Genomic DNA, 18995 nt, shown 5'->3' on the forward strand with positions numbered 1-18995 from the left:
CTGTGATACCCCTGGGAGACGGTGATGTGTTTGCACAGGATTGCCCGTGTAATGCAACAGTGATCGGGGTCATACATGCCCGAGCTTGCGGCGAGTTGCCACAATCATATGTTCATTGCCGTGGTTGCTCCAACTTCCAAATGTCCGGAACTAGCGGGATTGCGCCCGTTTGCCACCTGTATAAGCACCATTTCGCCCGCTGGGAACACAAATACAAGCGAAGGGTCAGCCATTTGTAAGCTGCATCACATTATAGCGGATGTCCGCCCGATTACACCAATGGCGGATGAACATGTGCGGAACTCTCAGCTATGCGGCGGTGACCTCAGGCCGGTGATCCACGGCCTGAGGTGACCCTCGTCTTCCCCCCCCGGGAGTCCACCGATCCCCTCCTCCCGCCACACCGACGGGCAGGTCCTCCCGGCGTCCCCGGAACCGTGAATGGAGAAGTGCCCCGCACCATGAATGGTGCGGGGCACTTCGGTCCGACTCCGCTCCGGATGCCTCAGGAAGAGACCGCCCGGGGCAGCTGCGGAAGGTGGAGCCTAGTTGCCGGCCAGCTTCTCGCGCAGAGCGGCGAGCTGCTCGTCGGAGGCGAGGGAGCCACCGGTGGTCTCCGGTTCGCCGGCGGCGGCGGCCGGTGCGGCGTCAGAGGACTCGGAGGAGTAGTTGGTCGCGCCGGCGACGGTGGCCTCCTCGGCGGCGGCACGGTGACGCTCGATCTGAGCGGTGTGCAGCTGGAAGCGACGCTCGGACTCCGCGTAGCGGGCCTCCCAGGCCTGACGCTGCTCGTCGAAGCCGTCGAGCCACTCGTTCGTCTCCGGGTCGAAGCCCTCGGGGAAGATGTAGTTGCCCTGCTCGTCGTAGGAGTCGGCCATGCCGTACTTCGACGGGTCGAACTCCTCGGTGTAGTCCTCGTCGGCCTGCTTCAGGGACAGGGAGATACGACGACGCTCGAGGTCGATGTCGATGACCTTGACCATGGCCTCTTCACCGACGGTGACGACCTGGTCCGGGACCTCGACGTGGCGCTCAGCCAGCTCGGAGATGTGGACGAGACCCTCGATGCCCTCTTCGACGCGGACGAACGCACCGAAGGGAACCAGCTTGGTGACCTTGCCCGGGACGATCTGACCGACCGCGTGGGTGCGGGCGAAGACGCGCCACGGATCCTCCATGGTGGCCTTCAGCGACAGGGAGACACGCTCACGGTCCAGGTCGACGTCGAGAACCTCGACGGTGACCTCGTCACCGACGGTGACGACCTCAGACGGGTGATCGATGTGCTTCCAGGAGAGCTCGGAGACGTGGACGAGTCCGTCGACACCGCCGAGATCGACGAAGGCGCCGAAGTTGACGATCGAGGAGACGACACCCTTGCGGACCTGGCCCTTCTGCAGCTGGTGCAGGAACTCGGAGCGGACCTCGGACTGGGTCTGCTCGAGCCATGCACGGCGGGACAGCACGACGTTGTTGCGGTGCTTGTCCAGCTCGATGATCTTGGCCTCGATCTCCTGGCCGATGTACGGGTCCAGGTCACGGACGCGCCGCATCTCGACGAGGGAGGCGGGAAGGAAGCCACGGAGGCCGATGTCCAGGATGAGACCTCCCTTTACGACCTCGATGACGGTACCGGTGACGGGCTCGTCCTTCTCCTTGAGCGCCTCGATGGCACCCCAGGCACGCTCGTACTGTGCGCGCTTCTTGGACAGGATCAGGCGACCCTCCTTGTCCTCCTTGGTGAGGACAAGCGCGTCGATCTCGTCGCCGACAGCGACGACCTCGCCCGGGTCGACATCGTGCTTGATGGACAGCTCACGGGAGGGGATGACACCTTCCGTCTTGTAACCGATGTCGAGCAGAACCTCGTCGCGATCGACCTTGACGACGGTACCTTCGACGATGTCGCCGTCGTTGAAGTACTTGATGGTGGCGTCGACTGCAGCGAGGAAGTCCTCAGCGGAGCCGATGTCGTTGACGGCAACCTGAGGGGCGTTGTTGGTGGGCATATGTTTGAGTGCTCCGAAATGGATAGGAATCGAAAGTGGACAGGGAATGTGTGCCATCCCGTCTCCCCCACGTGAACCGCGAAGATTCACCTTAATTGGGAACCGGCCGGAGTGCGGCGGGAGAGAAGCCGGAGCGCAAGCTCCGGAGGGACCCGTAACGACGTTTCCCGATGCCACCCTCCTATTGTGAGCGGCATCTTGTCGCCTTTACAGACACACGAGACCAACAATAACCGGGATTCGATGTTCGGGCAACCGGAACACCTACCATGGCGGAATGAGTGATTTTGACCCACAGCCCCCGAACCTCCCGGCCGCTCGAAGCGTGAGTGGAGATCCCCTCGACTCCGCACTCGTCACTGACGCGGAGTCAGCCGCGGCGAACCGCGCGTGGTGGGACTCCGACGCCGCCTCCTACCACCGGGAGCACGCGACGTATCTGGGTGCGGGTTCCCCCGTCGGCGAGTTCCACTGGTGCCCGGAGATGCTCCACGAACGGGACGCCAGGCTTCTCGGTGATGTCCGCTCCGCCGCGGTCCTGGAGATCGGGTGCGGTTCGGCACCGTGCTCGCGTTGGCTGGCGGCGGACGGCGTCGGCTTCATCACCGCCTTCGACCTCTCCCGGGGAATGCTCGACCGGGCGGACAGCCCGCGTGTCGGGCGCCACGGCGTGGCCCTGGTCCAGGCGGACGCGATGCATCTACCGTACCGGGACGCGTCCTTCGACGTGGCGTTCAGCGCCTTCGGTGCGATCCCGTTCGTCTCCGACAGCGCCGGGCTCATGCGGGAGGTCTCCCGCGTTCTCGTTCCCGGTGGCCGGTTCGTGTTCGCGGTCAACCATCCGATGCGGTGGATCTTCCCCGATGACCCCGGCGAGGAGGGGTTGACCGCCTACATCAGCTACTTCGACCGGTCGGGTTACGTCGAGCGGGATCCGGAGACCCGGGAGGTCACCTACGCGGAACAGCACCGGACGATCGGCGACCGGATCCGGGAGCTGGTCGGGGCCGGCTTCGTTCTGGACGATCTGATCGAGCCGGAGTGGCCCGACGACCTCACCGATAACTGGGGACAGTGGTCACCGCTACGGGGGAAACTCTTCCCGGGGACGGCGATCTTCGTCTCCCACCTGCCGGACTGACCACGGGGACCGGTCAGTGTGCCGCCGCGTCCCAGTTCTCCCCGGCCCCGGCAGAGACCTCGAGCGGAACGTCGAGTGTGATCGCCCCGTCCATCTCGCGCTCCAGGATCCCACGGACCTGATCGAGCTCCCCGGCCGCGATCTCGACGACGAGTTCGTCGTGCACCTGGAGAAGCACTCTGCTGCGGACGCCGGCGGCGCGGAGGGCGGCGTCGACACGCAGCATCGCCACCTTGATGATGTCCGCGGCGGTCCCCTGGATCGGGGCGTTGAGCGCGGCGCGTTCCGCGTTCTCCCGCGCCACCCGGTTCGTCGACGACAGTTCGGGCAGATAGCGTCGGCGCCCGAAGAGCGTGGCCGTGTAACCGTCCTGGCGGGCGGTGTCCACGACCGTGTCGAGGTACCGCTTCACCCCGCCGAAGCGCTCGAAGTAGTTGCCCATGATGTGCTTCGCCTCGCCGGCCGAGATGTCCAGCTGCTGCGACAGACCGAAGGCGCTCAACCCGTAGACGAGCCCGTAGGACATCGCCTTGACACGGCGCCGGAGTTCCGGGGTGACCTGGTCGACGGGTACGTCGAACACCCGGGAGCCGACGAAGTTGTGCAGGTCCTCCCCCTCCCGGTATGCCTGGATCAGCCCCGCGTCGCCGGAGAGGTGGGCCATCACGCGCATCTCGATCTGGGAGTAGTCGGCGGTGAGCAACGTACCGTAGCCGTCGCCGACCACGAACGCGCTGCGGATCTGACGACCGGCCGGGGTACGCACCGGAATGTTCTGCAGGTTCGGATCAGTGGAGCTCAACCGCCCGGTGGAGGTCACGGTCTGGTTGAACGTCGTGTGGATGCGCCCGTCATCCGCGACGGCCTTGATCAGCCCGTCGAGGGTGGTCTTCATCTTCTGGTACTCACGGTGCGCCAGAAGATGATCGAGGAACGGGTGCGGGTGTTTGACCGCGAGCGACTCGATCTCCTTCGCCGCGGTCGAGTAGCCGGTCTTGGTCTTCTTCGTCTTCGGCATGTCGAGGGTGTCGAAGAGAACCACCTGCAGCTGCTTGGGGCTGGAGAGGTTCAGGGTATCGTCCCCGGCGATCTCACGCGCAGCGGTTTCCTCCGCCTCGACCTTCGCGATGAACTCGTCCCGCTGTTGCTCCAGATTGCGGGTGTCCACCGCGATACCGGCGTGCTCCATCCGTGCGAGAATCGGGATCAGGGGCAGTTCCAGCTCCCGGTAGAGCGCGAAGGAATCGATCTCCTCCAGGGCCGCGGTGAGTGCCGCGGTGAGATCGGCGATTGCCTCGGCCTCGGCGATGAGACCGGTGTGGTCCGCGTGCACATCCAGCAGGGAGAGCTGCCCGGAACCGTTCCCGGAATCAGCACCGTCGAGCTGACGCTGCAGATGACGTTGCAGTACGTCCCCGAGGGCGTAGGTGCGCTGACCGGGGCGCAGCAGGTATGCGGCGATGGCGGTGTCGTGCGCGATGCCCGCCAGCTCCATGTTCCGACCCGCGAACATGTGCCAGGCGGACTTCGCCCCGTGCAGGTACTTCGGGGCCGCCGAGCTGACCCACTCGGCGAGTGCCTTCTCCTCCGCGGGGTTCAGGTCCGCGACCTCGACGACGAGGGCGTGACGTTCGGCGTCGACGAACGCCACGGCCTCGATGTCCCCGGCCCCGGGGGTCGCGGTACCGGCGACGGCGACGGCGAGTCCTCCCTCGGCGCGGGCGGGCAGCCAGGTGTCGAGGCTCTCCACGTCCACGGTCAGCTCCGGACGTTGTTCGGTGGGTGATGCGGCTTCGGTCGCCACGCCGTCGTGCTCGACGGCACCGAGGATCCGCTCCCGGAGGTTCGTACCGAACTGCAGCTCATCGAACTTCTCCGCGAGCGCGGTCACGTTCGCGGGCGTCAGTTCCAGCTGATCGGGGGCGTGAGGCAAGTCCATGTCCTTGACCATCTCGGTCAGTTCCCGATTCATGCGTACCTGATCGAGACGTTCCCGGAAATTGTCCCCGGCTTTGCCCTTGATATCGTCGGCGTGCGCCAACAGTTCATCCAGGCTGCCGTACTGCTTGATCCATTTGGTCGCGGTCTTCTCCCCCACCCCGGGAATGTTGGGCAGGTTGTCGCTCGGGTCACCGCGGAGGGCGGCGAAGTCCGGGTACTGAGCGGGTGTGAGACCGTACTTCTCCTCCACCGCGGCGGGCGTGAATCGGTGCAGGTTCGACACACCGCGCATCGGGTAGAGCACCGTCGTCGTGTCGTTGACCAGCTGGAAGGAATCGCGGTCCCCGGTCACGATCGAGGTCTCGAAGCCGAGCGGTTTGGCTGCTACGGACAGGGTGGCGATGATGTCGTCGGCCTCGAAGTTCTCCTTCTCGATGGTGACGATACCGAGGGTCTCCATGACCTCCTTGATCAGTCCGACCTGCCCCTTGAACTCCTCCGGGGTGGCGTCCCGCTGCGCCTTGTAGGCGGGGAACTTCTCGCTCCGGAACGTCTGCCGGCCCACGTCGAAGGCGACGGCCACGTGGGTGGGCTTCTCCTCTTTGAGGAGGTTCGCCAGCATGGAGATGAATCCGTACACCGCGTTGGTGTGCTGGCCGCCGGTGGTGGAGAAGTTCTCGGCGGGCAGGGCGAAGAACGCGCGGAAAGCCATCGAGTGTCCGTCGATGAGCATCAGTCGCTTCACGCCTTGGGGCTTTTCTGCAGAGTCACTCACGGGATACGAGTGTACTGGGTGACGGATGCCCCCAGAGGGCCCGTCACGTCCCCTGCCCCGGCCTCCGGCGGCTGATTGGACGGGGCCGGCGGTCCCGTTGTGGGCCTTCGTCCCCCTTCAGGTATCATCGTCACGCACGCCCCCGTAGCCCAATTGGCAGAGGCAACGGATTCAAAACCCGTCCAGTGTGAGTTCGAGTCTCACCGGGGGCACCATGGGCCGGAAAAGCCGGGAGGATCTCCCGGGATCCGACAAACGCCCGGGTGACGACAGTCACGCCGCGCGCCGGGAAGACCCACGCGTCCGCCACAGCACGATGACCGTCCCGGCCAGTCCGGCGACCACGAGGATCACACCGCTGATCATCGACGACCACCGCTCGGGCCACGGGAGCAACTGCGGGGGCGAGAGCATGTGGAGAAGCTGAGGCTCCGCCACCGCCCCGACCGGCACGAGGAGCCTGGCCGCGATACCGGTCCGTCCCCCGCGCGCGACGAGCAGTCCGGACATGCCGAGCGGCACACACAGCAGCACACCGGCGTAGAACCACACCAGGTTGTCGCGCCAGATCGTGTCGGGGTAGATCCCCGCCATCCGGCCGAAGCCGTAGTGGATGACCAGGGTGAGCTCCGCCGCGACGCCCCCGCCAAGAGCGGAGGGGAAAGGCCGCCGAAGCCGGTAACCTGCGAACACGGCGACGGCGGCCCAGACTGTTCCGCTATTCAACAGCTTGCTGACGGTTTTCCGTACCACCGAATAGGCGTTCAGCTGACCGCTCAGTTCAGCGGTGGACGTCCAGTTCGACACGGCGGACAGGACCCCCACGACGAGGCACACAGTGACAATCTGGCGGACACCCCGCCAGAGAACCGGTTTCCCCGATCCGGCGTTCCGGAGCCGAGACCCGCGGCCGTCCCGTTTCATGCCGGTCAGCATACCGGGCAGGGTACGCTCGCGCCTTCGTCCGGAACCACGCACCGGCCCTCTCACCGCGCAGCTCCCAGCGTCCACCGTGGAGACCGGTCCCGAGCCATCCCCGGACCGTGCTGACCGCCGAATCCCGGGAAGTTCCGGGCGCTGTTGAGCAGCGCTGACCGGGTGGGCGGACCGACGGATCCCCGTGACCGACCCGTGCTCCCGTCCTCATCGCGCCCCGGTGCTTCCCCACCCCCAGACGTCCGGAGCAGAAACTTCCCCGAAGGTCGTCCGTGTCAGTCCTCGGCCGGCCGGTGGACCCGGTCGGAGCGTGTGCTCCGCAGCGGAGCCTCCGTTGATGGCCTCGGCGGGTGGAATCCGCCCGTGGTCCGCACGCCATCCGTCGCCCTGGTGCGTGCGCCGTCGCCGTGGGTGACGGATACACCGTGGACGGATCGACCACATCTTAAGTCGACGACGGGACCGCCGCCCCGGAGGATGGGGTGGCGGTCCCGGTCGCGGATACTCAGCCCTTGGTGGCGACGATCTCGTCCGGCATCGCGGGAAGATCGACCGAGACCGGGTCGGTGCCGCCGATCAGCGCCACGGCGTGGAGCTTCCCTGCCGCGGGATCCGTGACGTAGGCGCGGTTTCCGGCGACGGCGAGTGCGGGGCGCGGCTCCTGCCACTCGTCCGGCTCCTCCCAGGGATCGACGACGTCGATGGTCCGGATCTCCGTGGCGGTCCCGGGATCGATGAGGTGGAGCTTTCCGTCGGTCCCGAGAACGACAGCGGTGCCGTCTTCCGTCATGGCCAGTGAGCGGAAGGTGTAGGAGGTCCCGAGTTCGACCAACCGGAGGTCACCCGTCTCGACGTCGATGATGCTGACCCTGGTGGGATGCTCACGGCGTTCCTCCTCCGCAGCCTTCTGGTCGGACTTGTAGTCCCCGAGAACGAAGCGTGAGGCTCCGTTTCCGACCTGGGTGGCGATCCGTCCGTAGGGATCCGGGGCAGTGGCCTTGACGGTCTGGCCGCCACGGTGGATGAGCGCGCCGTCGGTGCAGCCGACCACGACAGCTCCGTTCCCGGCTTCAGCCGCCCCGTGCGCACCGGGACACTGTTCGAACCGCTTGAGCTCCGAACCGGATGCGTCGTACTCGGCGATGCCGATCCGTTTGGCCTCGGCATCGGCGACGGTTGCGACGTAGGTGCCGTCCTCACCACGGACGGCGATCCCGTGGTGGGGCGGCAGCGTGAACTGCTCCGAGACGGTCATGGTCCCGAGCTCGACGTCGGTGACCTTTCCCGTCTTGTCGTCGAAGAGAACGGCGTGCCCGCTTCCTCCGACGACATGCCCGGGCTTGACGGCGTCGACCGTGAACTGGAGCAGGGAGGGGTCGCCCGCGAAGTGGTGGGAGTGATCGCCGTGGCTCTGTGTGTAGGAGCCGATGTCGAGGACCCGGAACCCGTCGGACGTGGAGACGAAGATGTGCCGGCCGTCTCCGGCGCGGTTGAGCCGCAGGTATCCGTCCGCGGGCAGGTCATCGATGACCGATGGCGCCGTTCCCGCACCCGGGTCTCCGGCGTCCAGGACGAGGATCCCGCCCTCGTGAGCCACGGCGATCCGGGGCTGGGCCCGACGGGACTCGACGAGCTCACCCTCCTCTCCTTCGCGTTGTTCCGTTTCCGTCGCCGACGGGGTCGTCGCACCGGAGGTTGGCGGTGTCGTCCCGCCTGAGGACGACGGGATTTCCTCGGTGGCGGGGTCCGCGCCGCACGCCCCGAGAAGGAGGGTGGAGGCGGCGAGAACCCCGATCAGGGTTCGGTTCTTGATGGTGGATGTCATGAGAACCATTAAACGGTAACGGTTTTCATTGTCAAGTTGAGTAGTGAAACGCGGTTTCCCGCACCCGACCGATTCTCGCCCCGGACACAGGAGGGACCGTCGCTCGCGGAACAGACGGGAAACGCGTGTAATCTTTCCCCGGACACCGGAGCCCGGTCAGTCGAAACGTTCGCACCCGAAGGAAAACAGGAGCCATGAGCCAGTCCCCCTCACCAGCACGCACCCGTACGGGCATCGGCGAAATCCTGCTCAACGTGATCCGCGGCGGACTCATCGCCCTCGCGGAACTCGTACCCGGCATCTCGGGCGGGACCATCGCCCTCGTCGTCGGCGTCTACGAGCGCGCCCTCGACGCGGGCAACGATCTCATCACTCTCGCGAAATCGCTCCTCACCGACCGCCCAAACATCCGGAGGAACGCACGTTCGGTCGACTGGGGGCTCATCATCCCGGTCGGGGTGGGAATGCTGCTCACGGTGTTCGCGCTCGCCGGAGTCATGAAGGACTTCGTCGAGAACCAGCCCCAGATCTCCCGGTCGCTGTTCCTCGGCATGGTCACAGCCTCCATCATGGTTCCCCTCAAAATGGTGGACCGGACAGACCTGAGGAAGCGGGGCGCCGTCGCCGGAACCCTGTTCGTCGTCGCCGCCGTCACCACCTTCGTGCTCACCGGCTTCACCGCGGCCGAGAACACCTCCCCGGCGCTCCCCCTCATCTTCGTCGCCGCGGCGTTCGCGGTCTGCGCACTGGTCCTGCCCGGAGTGTCCGGTTCGTTCCTTCTCCTGGCACTCGGACTGTACGGTTTCATCCTCGGCGCGGTGCACGACCGGGACCTCACGGTGATCACGGTCTTCGTCGCGGGAGCCGGCACGGGAATCATCCTGTTCATCCGCCTGCTCGGATACCTCATGCACCACCACCGCACCCTGACCCTGGTCACGATGGCGGGTCTGATGCTCGGGTCCCTGCGCGCACTGTGGCCGTGGCAGACCGCGGACGCAGACCTGCTCGCTCCCTCCGGCAACGTCGGTATATCCGCCCTGTTCATCGTGATCGGAGCCGGGGCTGTCGTGGGCACGCTCCTGGCCGAGCGGATGACACAGCACCGCAACCGTCAGGTCAAGGCCCTCCACGACCTCAACTGATCCGGAAGCGCGACCGACAGGCCCCGGAAGGCGGACCGGGCAACTAAAGCAATTGTTAACCGTGGGTTAGAATCGCTTCATGCTTTTCCATTTCCCCCGTACCGGTAGCACCCGGAGCCGCCTCGCCGTCACGCTGACCGCCTCGGCTCTGGCACTCACCGCCTGCGTGACCAACGAAGAGACCGGCCACCCCGACGGGTGGGAGGAACTCGACATCGCCACGGTCCCCGAGATCGCAGCCATGGTGCCCCCGGCGATCGCGGCGGACGGCACGATCACGATCGGGACGAATGTCCCCTACGCCCCCGCCGAATTCAAGGACTCGGCCGGCGTCATCATCGGTTTCGACATCGATCTCGCCCGCGCCGTCGCACAGGTGATGGGCCTCGAGCTCGAGGTGGCGGACCAGGACTTCTCGCTCATTCTCCCCTCGGTGAGTGCGGGAACCGTGGATTTCGGAGCATCGAGCTTCACCGACAACGAGGAAAGGCGACAGAGCTACGACTTCGTCGATTACCTCTACGCCGGTATCCAGTGGTCAGCCCAGACCGGAGACCCGGTGGATCCGGACAACGCCTGCGGACTGACCGTCTCCGTCCAACGGAACACCGTCAGCGAGACCGACGACATCAACCCCAAGTCCGAGGCGTGCGTCGAAGCGGGCATGGAACCGATCACGAAACTCGCCTACGACTCCGCAGACGGCGCGGCCACCGCGCTGGTCCTCGGGCGGGCGGACGCCATGTCGAGTGACTCCCCGGTCGCCGACTTCGCGGTAGCACGCGCGGACGGGAAGATCGAGACCACCGGCGACCTCTTCGACGCGGCTCCCTTCGGCTGGCCCGTACCGAAACAGTCCTCGCTCGGCCCCGCCCTCGCCGCTGCGCTCCAGCACCTGGTGGAAACCGGGGACTACGAACGCATACTCGGCTTCTGGGGGATAGAGCACGGCCTCATCGAGACCGCACAGATAAACGGAGAGCCTTACCGGCCCTGAGCGACACATCCCTCATCCCCACCCGACCGACATTCTCACAGACACAGAGGATCCCCATGCCACACACCACCGCCACGGCGCCGAAACCCATCGAGGCGAAGCAACTGCGCCATCCGGGCCGCTGGATCGCCTCGGCACTCCTGCTGCTCATCGCCGTCGGAGTGATCTACTCGGTCGCCACCAACGAGGCATTCTCCTGGGACGTCTACCGCAGCTACGTCTTCGACACCCGGATCCTCACCGCGGCCGGACGTACGATCCTCCTGACGATTCTCGCCATGATCATCGGTGTCGTACTCGGTGCCATCATGGCGGTGCTCCGGATGTCGCCGAACCCGGTCATGCGGTCCGTGTCGTGGCTATACCTCTGGATCTTCCGGGGCACCCCGGTGTACGTGCAGCTCGTGTTCTGGGGGCTGCTGTCCACCCTTTACCAGACCATCAGCGTCGGTGTCGCCGAGATCGATGTGCAGGTGCTCCTGCAGAACACCTTCTTTCTCGCGGTCATCGGCCTCGGCCTCAACGAGTCCGCGTACATGGCGGAGATCGTGCGCGCGGGCATCCAGGCGGTTCCGGAGGGACAGACCGAGGCGTCCAAGGCACTCGGGATGAGCTGGTGGCAGACCATCCGCCGCACCATCCTCCCGCAGGCCATGCGCATCATCATCCCCCCGACCGGCAACGAGCTGATCTCCATGCTCAAGACCACCTCGCTCGTGGTCGCGGTGCCCTACTCACTCGAATTGTTCGGCCGGTCGATGGACATCGCCAACAGCCTCTTCCAACCCGTTCCGATGCTGATGGTCGCCGCGACCTGGTATCTGGTGATCACCTCGGTCCTCATGGTCGGCCAGTACTACCTCGAACGCCACTTCGCCCGCGGCTCGTCGCGCGAACTGTCCTCACGTCAGCTCGCCGCACTAGCCGACGCCGAGGGTGTCCCGCCCAGCAACATCACCGTCTCCCCGACCACGAAGTAGGACTACTCACATGACTGACCTCATGATCGACGCGCAACAGGTGTGCAAGAGCTTCGGACAGCTCCAGGTGCTCAAGGGCATCGATCTCCAGGTGCCCCGGGGATCCGTCACGTGCCTGATCGGGCCCTCCGGCTCCGGTAAATCGACGATGCTGCGCTGTGTAAACCACCTCGAGAAGTTCAACGCGGGACGTCTCTACGTCGACGGTGAACTGATCGGTTACCGGGAACGCGACGGAATCCTCCACGAGATCTCCGAGAAGGAGGCCGCCCGACAGCGCGCGGACATCGGCATGGTGTTCCAGAGCTTCAATCTCTTCCCCCACCGGACCGTCATCGAGAACATCGTCGAGGCCCCGATCCAGGTCAAGCGTGTCCCCGCGGACAAGGCCCGGAAGAAGGCCCTCGAACTGCTCGACCAAGTGGGGCTCGTCCACAAGGCCGACGCCTACCCGGTCCAGCTGTCCGGTGGCCAGCAGCAGCGCGTCGCCATCGCCCGTGCGGTCGCGATGGATCCGAAACTGATGCTCTTCGACGAGCCGACCTCCGCGCTCGACCCCGAACTTGTCGGAGAGGTTCTCGGCGTGATGAAACAGCTCGCCGCCGACGGCATGACCATGCTCGTAGTCACCCACGAGATGGGGTTCGCCCGCGAGGTCGCCGATCAGGTCGCGTTCATGGACGCCGGTGTCGTCGTAGAGACCGGACGTCCCGCCCAGGTGATCTCCGCGCCCCAGCACGAACGCACGCAGGCCTTCCTCTCCTCACTCCTCTGATCATCCGGGACCACGTTCGGAGCTGGGCGGGGCCGGGCGACGGGGATGAGGGGATCACGGTACCCCACCGTGTCACCCTGTTCCCGGTCGTCATCGGACACTCCACCGATCGACCTACACACCCCGAACACGAGGGAACCGGTTTCCCGCAACGGTGTCCGGCGTCGACGATTCCAGGAGCTCCGCCAGATCCCGGCGGCTCGGCGGTGAATCTCCGGAGGCCGGCACGGAAGACCTCGTTTCAATCCGGTCAGGCTGCCGATCATCCTTGGGGGACCTCCCGCCAGCCTGCCCCCGGACACCCCCACCGAAAAAGAATTCGTTTTTCAGTCGTTCTGTCCCGGACGGGTGGGAATCACTGTCCGTGGGACCGACCGCCCAGACGCTCCTGGAGCACCTTCTCTACGTGATCCGGCTCGGTTACCGTTGCAGAACAGACCGATCGGCATCCGTGATTCTCCTGCATGGCGCCATCGTATCCGCACGTTCCCGCGATCACTGCCGTGCAGACGTCAGGAGCCGAGGGAGGTGACGCCCTGGATGATCGCGGTGATCCCACCGAGCCCGGCGACGGTCAACGCGATCCGTCGGGCGGTCTCCCTGGGGATGAACCGCGACAGCATGGTCCCACCGAAGATCCCGACGAGCATCCCGACGAAGGCAACCGGCCACATCACCGGCGGCACGGCGGTCACCGAGCTGGCACCGAGGAGGATCTTCAGTATGAAGGACAAACCACCCGAAATCACGAACAACGGCTGCAGGGTCGCGGCGAGCATCTGGTGCTCCCACCGCGCCGCCTGCGCGTAAACGGTGATTGCCGGCCCCGCGGCGCCCGCGAGGGTATTCATGAACCCGCCGATTACACCGGCGGTGAACAGGCTGCCGTTGCCGGAGACATGCGGTATGTGCCGCCGTCCGCCGAGGACAACCGCGAGGGCTATGAGCAGGAGCGCACCGACGATGATCTGCAACGGTGCCGCATTGATCGCACGGATGAGGAACACACCCGGGAAAGCCCCCAGGAGAAGAGGAATCGCGAGGAGCCGCACCTTCCGCCAGTCGACATAGTGCCGCACCGTCCACGTGGTCAGCGCCGCATTCACGGCGGCCAGGGCGTTGACCACCAGAACGCCGTCCGCGGGGCCCAGGAGTATCGCCAGAACAGGGACGACGAGGAGGCCGAATCCCATGCCCGATATGCGCTGCAGACAGGACCCCAGGATGACGATGATCACCGTGATCGAGACGGTGGCGAGGACACTCATGCGGGGAATGGTACAGCCGCGGCCGGGATTCACCGTGTCGGCCCCGAATTGGGCGACTCCGGCCGTAATTCTGCCGGTCCGGCACCACCGGAAACTGTGCGGATACAGGCATACCGTTCCGACAGAGGGGTACAGCGGGGGTGCCACTCGGAGGTCAACCGTCCTAGTCCGGTCCAGCCTCCAGCGACCACGGCACACCGGCGGCACCGAACCAGTACCGCCGAATGCCCGACGAGTTCGGGCGGGTCAGTGCCCGGTGGGAGCTGCGGAGAACTTCGCACGGATCGCCGTGGCGACGTTAGGCGGGAGGATCCCCGACACATCCCCGCCGTGCCGTGCCACTTCCTTGCACAGCGTGGATGAGATGTACCCGTACTTCGGGTCCGTGAGAAGGAAGAACGTGTCCACCCCCGACAGTCGCCGGTTGATCTGTGCCATCGGCAGCTCGTACTCGTAGTCGATCCCGGAGCGCAGACCCTTGACCAGGGCAGTCACCCCGTTCTGTGTGGTGTAATCGACCAGCAGCCCCGACCAGGTGTCCACGGCTATCCCCGGAATCCCGGAGACGGCCTCCTCGATGAGGTGTACCCGCTCGTCCATGGTGAACAGCCCCTGCTTCTTCGGGTTGACCGTGACCAGCACCGTGACCTCGCCGAACTGGTCGGCGGCTCGGCGGAAGATGTCGAGATGGCCCATGGTGACGGGATCGAAGGACCCCGGGCAGACGACCCTCACCGTGCCTCCCCCGTCTCATCCGCTCCATCGCCGGATGCGTGCACACCAGCAGCATTTGCGCCCACGTCTCCGGCCAGATCAGCGTGGAACACCGCCATATCCATCCGGGCGCGACCGTAGGTCCGTTTCTTCAGCTTCTGCGTCGTGGGTACGTAGCAGGCGGGCCACGCCGTCTCCGGGGACTCGATGTGTCGTTCGACGACGACGGCGGCTCCATCCGCGAGTGCGGGAACCAGCGCGGTCAGCATCTCGGTCACCGCCTCATCCGCGAGTTCGTAGGGCGGATCGGCGAGAACCATGTCGAAATGCCCCCGGGGTGCTCCGGCGACGTAGACGGAGGCCTTCATCTCTGCGACGGTGACGTTCGGGTGTCCGACCACCGTGACGTTGTGCCGGATGGTGTCCGCCGCGGTGCGGTTGTTCTCGACGAGGACGACCTCCTCCGCTCCGCGCGAGGCGGCCTCGAGCCCCAGCGCGCCGGAGCCCGCGAACAGATCCAGTACCCGTTTTCCGACGAACCCGAACCTGACCTGCAGGGATGAGAACAGTCCCTCCCTGGCCCGGTCACTGGTGGGGCGGGTGCCCGCCGGCGGCACCTTGATCTTCCGTCCCCGGGCGTCGCCGGAAATGATGCGGGTCAGGCCCATGTCAGTTCTCCTCCAGTTCGAGTAGTACGTCACCGCCGGTTACGTCAGCGAAGTCGGGGAACCTCCGCCCCCGGACGACTCCCGGCCCCGGGGCGATGACGGGGGCCTCGAGCTTGACCGTCTCGACGACGGCGACGGGGTGCCCGGTGTCCACGTGTTCACCGTCCGCGACTGTGTAGCGGACTATTCCGGCGAACGGAGCACAGATTCTCATGGCGTTCAGCCTATCGCACCGACGGAGTGGGACGGACGCGTGACCGGAAGCCGTCGCGCGGGCCGGGATCAGCCCCTGAACGGGGGCGCTACACCTAGTAGATCCGCTGCGCCCAGGCCCCGGATGGAGCAGAATCGCAAGCAGACGGTTCGTCGTCGGTCCCGTCAACTTCATCCATGTCTGCCGCGTCGACAACGGCGGGGAGCCCGAGGAGAGACCATGTCCCCAGAACGACCACCGAACGATCGCTCCGGCTCCGCGGGTGGTCCCTATCCCGGGCACGGACAGGGGGCCCCGTACCCCCGCATTCCAGGAGACACGCCCGGCACCGGTTTCGGCGGGCCCGGCCGGAGTCCCACCGGCAACACCCCACCCGGCCCACCCCCCGGTTTCTATCCCCCTGCACCGGGCCGAGGTGCTCCCCAGGGTCCACCTCCCGGATACTTCCCGCCGGGCGCTCCCCAGGGCCCGCACCAGGGACCGCCCCCCGGGTCTCCTCCCGCCGGTCCCGCCGGGTGGGGTACGGGACAACCCTCCACACCTCAACCCCGGCGAGACGGACAGAACCATTCCGCAGACAGGGAACGGAAACCGTTCTTCCGTCGGTTCGGGATGTTCTTCGCCGGTTTCGTGGCGGGTCTCATGACCTGGGCGGTCGGTCTCGGTGTCTCCTCCTATATGGTCGACCGCGACATGGAGAATGCGGAGCGGACACTGTATCTCCAGGACGGTCCCAGCGTCGGTCCCGGTAAACACGAGGTCGGCGTCGACGCCGAAAGGAGCTGGTACTGGTCCCCGGGCGGCGACTCCTGCACCTGGCGCGTACTTGACGCACGGGGGAAGGTGCTCTCAGAAAAGAGTGACTGGGTCAATGAGATGGCGGACCTCCTCGATCCGAAGGCCGCCGTCTTCGAGTCCCTGGGATGCGGCGACTGGCGGCCCGTCTCATTCCCAAACGAGGTCCTGATGGGACCGGACGCGCCCCGGGTGAAACCGGTCCCGGCGGGAAGCACCCCGGGAATCTCGCTCTGACCTGCCGGGGCGGCCGGGGGCTCACCGCACGTCGGTCGATCCCCCCGCCGAACGTGGTGCCGGGACCCCTCCGGACCGTCTGATCACCTACCCCGAAAAAGGTGGTGGTGATCATTCCCACACCAGCCCTCAACCGCTTTCGAATCGGTGCAAAAATCCCTTTCTGCCTGGGTCTACCCGGTGGGGTTCCCTACCGGGGCTACCTGATCGCCCCCATGAGCGGCGGATTCCGGTGCACCCAGCCAACTAACAGGCGTAGCGTCGAAAATGTTGACGCGATGAGCTCTCCAAGGAGCCTGACGCCACCCCCGAATCTTCAGGGGGACAGAAGGCCAGTCGAACGCGATGGGATATTCGACCGCTGCACACCAGTCTGATGGGGCTCGTTCGCGTGAGTGAACCTGAAACCTGGATTCCCCAGTTGACACCCCGTCTTGGAAAGGTCTGAAACAACCGTGACCACATTCGCTCCAACCCCCACCGACACCGACTCCCCCTGGGAAGGGTTCGAGTCCGGCCCCTGGTGCGATCACATCGACGTCCGCGATTTCGTGCAACGGAACTACTCCCCCTACACCGGGGATGCGGCATTCCTCTCCGGTCCGACCGCCAAGACCCTGCGGGTCTGGGACACGCTGGAGAAGGACTACCTCGCGGAGGAACGCAAGCGCCGGGTGTACGACGTAGACACCCACACTCCCGCTGACGTCGACGCCTTCCCGGCCGGCTACATCTCCGACGATGACGATGTCGTCGTCGGCCTGCAGACGGACGTTCCGCTCAAGCGGGCGATGATGCCCAACGGCGGCTGGCGGATGGTGGAGCAGGCGATCCGCGAAGCGGGCAAGGAACCCGACGAGCGGGTCAAGGAGATATTCACCCGCTACCGCAAGACACACAACGACGCCGTGTTCGAGATCTACACCCCGCGCATCCGTGCGGCCCGGTCCTCGCACATCGTCACCGGACTCCCGGACGCCTACGGACGCGGCCGCATCATCGGTGACTACCGCCGCGTAGCGCTCTACGGCGTCGACCGGCTCATCGAGGACAAGGAGGCCGCGAAGCACGCCGTCGGCTCGAACCCGTTCAGTGAGCACTGGTGCCGCTACCGCGAGGAGCACTCCGAACAGATCAAGGCACTGAAGAAGCTGAAGAAGATGGCCGCGGACTACGGCTTCGACATCTCCCGGCCCGCCGCGACCGCGCAGGAGGCCGTGCAGTGGACCTACTTCGGCTACCTCGCCTCTGTGAAGAGCCAGGACGGTGCCGCGATGTCCTTCGGTCGACTGTCCCCGTTCTTCGACATCTACTTCGAGCGTGACCTCGCCGCGGGCCGGATCACCGAGGAGGACGCGCAGGAGATCATCGACCAGCTGGTCCTGAAGCTGCGGATCGTCCGGTTCCTGCGGACCATCGACTACGACCAGATCTTCTCCGGTGACCCCTACTGGGCCACCTGGTCCGACGCCGGCTTCGGCGAGGACGGCCGACCGCTGGTCACCAAGACCGCGTTCCGCCTGTTGCAGACCCTGCGCAATCTCGGCCCGGCACCGGAGCCGAACATCACGGTGTTCTGGGATCCGGCACTGCCCGAGGGGTACAAGGAGTTCTGCGCGGCGATCTCCATCGAGACCTCCTCGATTCAGTACGAGTCCGACGAGCAGATCCGCAGCCACTGGGGCGACGACGCCGCCATCGCCTGCTGCGTCTCCCCCATGGCCGTCGGCAAGCAGATGCAGTTCTTCGGCGCCCGCGTCAACGCGGCCAAGGCCCTGCTCTACGCCATGAACGGCGGACGCGACGAGGTCTCCGGTAAGCAGGTCGTCGAGGGCTTCGCCCCCGTCGAGGGCGACGGGCCGCTCGATTTCGACGAGGTCTGGCACAAGTACGAGGACATGCTGGACTGGGTGATCGGCACCTACGTCGAGGCCCTGAACATCATCCACTACTGCCACGACCGCTACGCCTACGAGGCAGTGGAGATGGCGCTGCACGACTCAGACATCCAGCGCACGATGGGCTGCGGCATCGCCGGTCTGTCCATCGTCGCGGACTCGCTCTCCGCGATCCGGTACGCGAAGGTCTACCCCGTCCGCGACGAGACCGGGCTGATCGTCGACTACCGCACCGAGGGTGAGTTCCCGATCTACGGCAACGACGACGACCGGGCCGACGACATCGCCGCGACGATCGTGCACACCGTCATGGCGAAGATCAAGGAGATCCCGATGTACCGGGACGCCATCCCGACCCAGTCGGTGCTGACGATCACCTCGAACGTCGTGTACGGCAAGGCGACGGGTTCCTTCCCCTCCGGACACAAGGCCGGTACTCCGTTCTCCCCGGGCGCGAACCCGGAGAACGCCCTCGACTCGCACGGCATGGTCGCCTCGATGCTGTCGGTGGGCAAGCTCGACTACAACGACGCCCTGGACGGCATTTCCCTGACCAACACCATCACGCCCTCCGGTCTCGGTCGGACCCCCGATGAGCGGATCCGGAATCTCGTTGGCGTCCTCGACGCCGGATTCATCATCGACGACAACGACTGACCCACCAAACCTCCCATCCA

The 18995-nt window shown here is 65.8% G+C and carries 15 protein-coding genes and 1 tRNA gene; 8 read left to right on the forward strand and 8 right to left on the reverse strand.

Features of this window, described 5'->3' with window-relative positions; genetic code table 11:
- Window positions 1-545 precede the first annotated feature (545 nt).
- Window positions 546-2009 carry a 30S ribosomal protein S1 gene (gene rpsA / locus JDV75_RS00240; RefSeq protein WP_198737266.1) on the reverse strand — a complete coding sequence of 488 codons (1464 nt, stop codon included), beginning with the start codon at window positions 2007-2009 and terminating at the stop codon, window positions 546-548.
- 277 nt (window positions 2010-2286) lie between these two features.
- On the opposite strand from rpsA, the gene JDV75_RS00245 reads away from it, so the two are divergent.
- Complete coding sequence (locus tag JDV75_RS00245; RefSeq protein WP_198737267.1) at window positions 2287-3150, forward strand: class I SAM-dependent methyltransferase; 864 nt, start codon at window positions 2287-2289, stop codon at window positions 3148-3150.
- A gap of 13 nt (window positions 3151-3163) precedes the next feature.
- Here the strand turns inward: JDV75_RS00245 and polA are convergent, their stop codons facing one another.
- Complete coding sequence (gene polA, locus JDV75_RS00250) at window positions 3164-5824, reverse strand: DNA polymerase I (protein WP_198737639.1); 2661 nt, start codon at window positions 5822-5824, stop codon at window positions 3164-3166.
- A 180-nt stretch (window positions 5825-6004) separates the two neighbouring features.
- Between polA and JDV75_RS00255 the strand changes: the two genes are divergently transcribed.
- Window positions 6005-6081, forward strand: a tRNA-Leu gene (locus JDV75_RS00255).
- Window positions 6082-6139: 58 nt separating this feature from the next.
- On the opposite strand, the gene JDV75_RS00260 is transcribed toward JDV75_RS00255, so the two are convergent.
- Entirely contained in the window at window positions 6140-6790 is a 651-nt protein-coding gene (locus tag JDV75_RS00260) for a hypothetical protein (RefSeq protein ID WP_198737268.1), read from the reverse strand.
- A 517-nt stretch (window positions 6791-7307) separates the two neighbouring features.
- Window positions 7308-8627 (reverse strand): hypothetical protein, encoded by a 1320-nt coding sequence (locus JDV75_RS00265; protein WP_198737269.1) that lies wholly within the window; start codon window positions 8625-8627, stop codon window positions 7308-7310.
- A gap of 194 nt (window positions 8628-8821) precedes the next feature.
- Here JDV75_RS00265 and JDV75_RS00270 point away from each other — a divergent pair, with 194 nt between their 5' ends.
- The 4 genes from JDV75_RS00270 to JDV75_RS00285 all read left to right on the forward strand — a co-directional run bounded on the left by JDV75_RS00270 (window position 8822) and on the right by JDV75_RS00285 (window position 12524).
- Window positions 8822-9772 (forward strand): DUF368 domain-containing protein, encoded by a 951-nt coding sequence (locus tag JDV75_RS00270; protein WP_198737270.1) that lies wholly within the window; start codon window positions 8822-8824, stop codon window positions 9770-9772.
- A 79-nt stretch (window positions 9773-9851) separates the two neighbouring features.
- Complete coding sequence (locus JDV75_RS00275) at window positions 9852-10769, forward strand: ABC transporter substrate-binding protein (protein WP_198737271.1); 918 nt, start codon at window positions 9852-9854, stop codon at window positions 10767-10769.
- 56 nt (window positions 10770-10825) lie between these two features.
- A complete protein-coding gene (locus JDV75_RS00280; protein ID WP_198737272.1) occupies window positions 10826-11749 on the forward strand; it encodes an amino acid ABC transporter permease in 924 nt (307 codons plus the stop codon).
- A gap of 10 nt (window positions 11750-11759) precedes the next feature.
- Window positions 11760-12524: an amino acid ABC transporter ATP-binding protein gene (locus JDV75_RS00285; RefSeq protein ID WP_272490506.1), complete on the forward strand. Its 765-nt coding sequence runs from the start codon at window positions 11760-11762 to the stop codon at window positions 12522-12524.
- Between the two features lie 512 nt (window positions 12525-13036).
- Here JDV75_RS00285 and JDV75_RS00290 read toward each other — a convergent pair.
- The 4 genes from JDV75_RS00290 to JDV75_RS00305 form a co-directional block, all read right to left on the reverse strand.
- On the reverse strand, window positions 13037-13792 hold the full coding sequence (locus JDV75_RS00290) for a sulfite exporter TauE/SafE family protein (protein ID WP_198737273.1): 756 nt from the start codon (window positions 13790-13792) through the stop codon (window positions 13037-13039).
- A 246-nt stretch (window positions 13793-14038) separates the two neighbouring features.
- Entirely contained in the window at window positions 14039-14527 is a 489-nt protein-coding gene (gene coaD, locus JDV75_RS00295; protein WP_198737274.1) for a pantetheine-phosphate adenylyltransferase, read from the reverse strand.
- Window positions 14524-15168 carry a 16S rRNA (guanine(966)-N(2))-methyltransferase RsmD gene (gene rsmD, locus JDV75_RS00300; RefSeq protein ID WP_198737641.1) on the reverse strand — a complete coding sequence of 215 codons (645 nt, stop codon included), beginning with the start codon at window positions 15166-15168 and terminating at the stop codon, window positions 14524-14526. Before rsmD ends, coaD begins: the two co-directional genes overlap by 4 nt.
- Window positions 15169-15175: 7 nt before the next feature.
- Window positions 15176-15388, reverse strand: coding sequence for an acyl-CoA carboxylase biotin carboxyl carrier protein subunit (locus JDV75_RS00305; RefSeq protein ID WP_198737275.1), 213 nt, complete (start codon window positions 15386-15388; stop codon window positions 15176-15178).
- A gap of 642 nt (window positions 15389-16030) precedes the next feature.
- Between JDV75_RS00305 and JDV75_RS00310 the strand changes: the two genes are divergently transcribed.
- Complete coding sequence (locus JDV75_RS00310) at window positions 16031-16420, forward strand: hypothetical protein (protein WP_198737276.1); 390 nt, start codon at window positions 16031-16033, stop codon at window positions 16418-16420.
- A 455-nt stretch (window positions 16421-16875) separates the two neighbouring features.
- Complete coding sequence (locus JDV75_RS00315) at window positions 16876-18975, forward strand: pyruvate formate lyase family protein (RefSeq protein ID WP_198737277.1); 2100 nt, start codon at window positions 16876-16878, stop codon at window positions 18973-18975.
- Window positions 18976-18995 lie beyond the last annotated feature (20 nt).

The organism is Corynebacterium meridianum, assembly GCF_016342265.1.
Lineage (GTDB): Bacteria > Actinomycetota > Actinomycetes > Mycobacteriales > Mycobacteriaceae > Corynebacterium > Corynebacterium meridianum.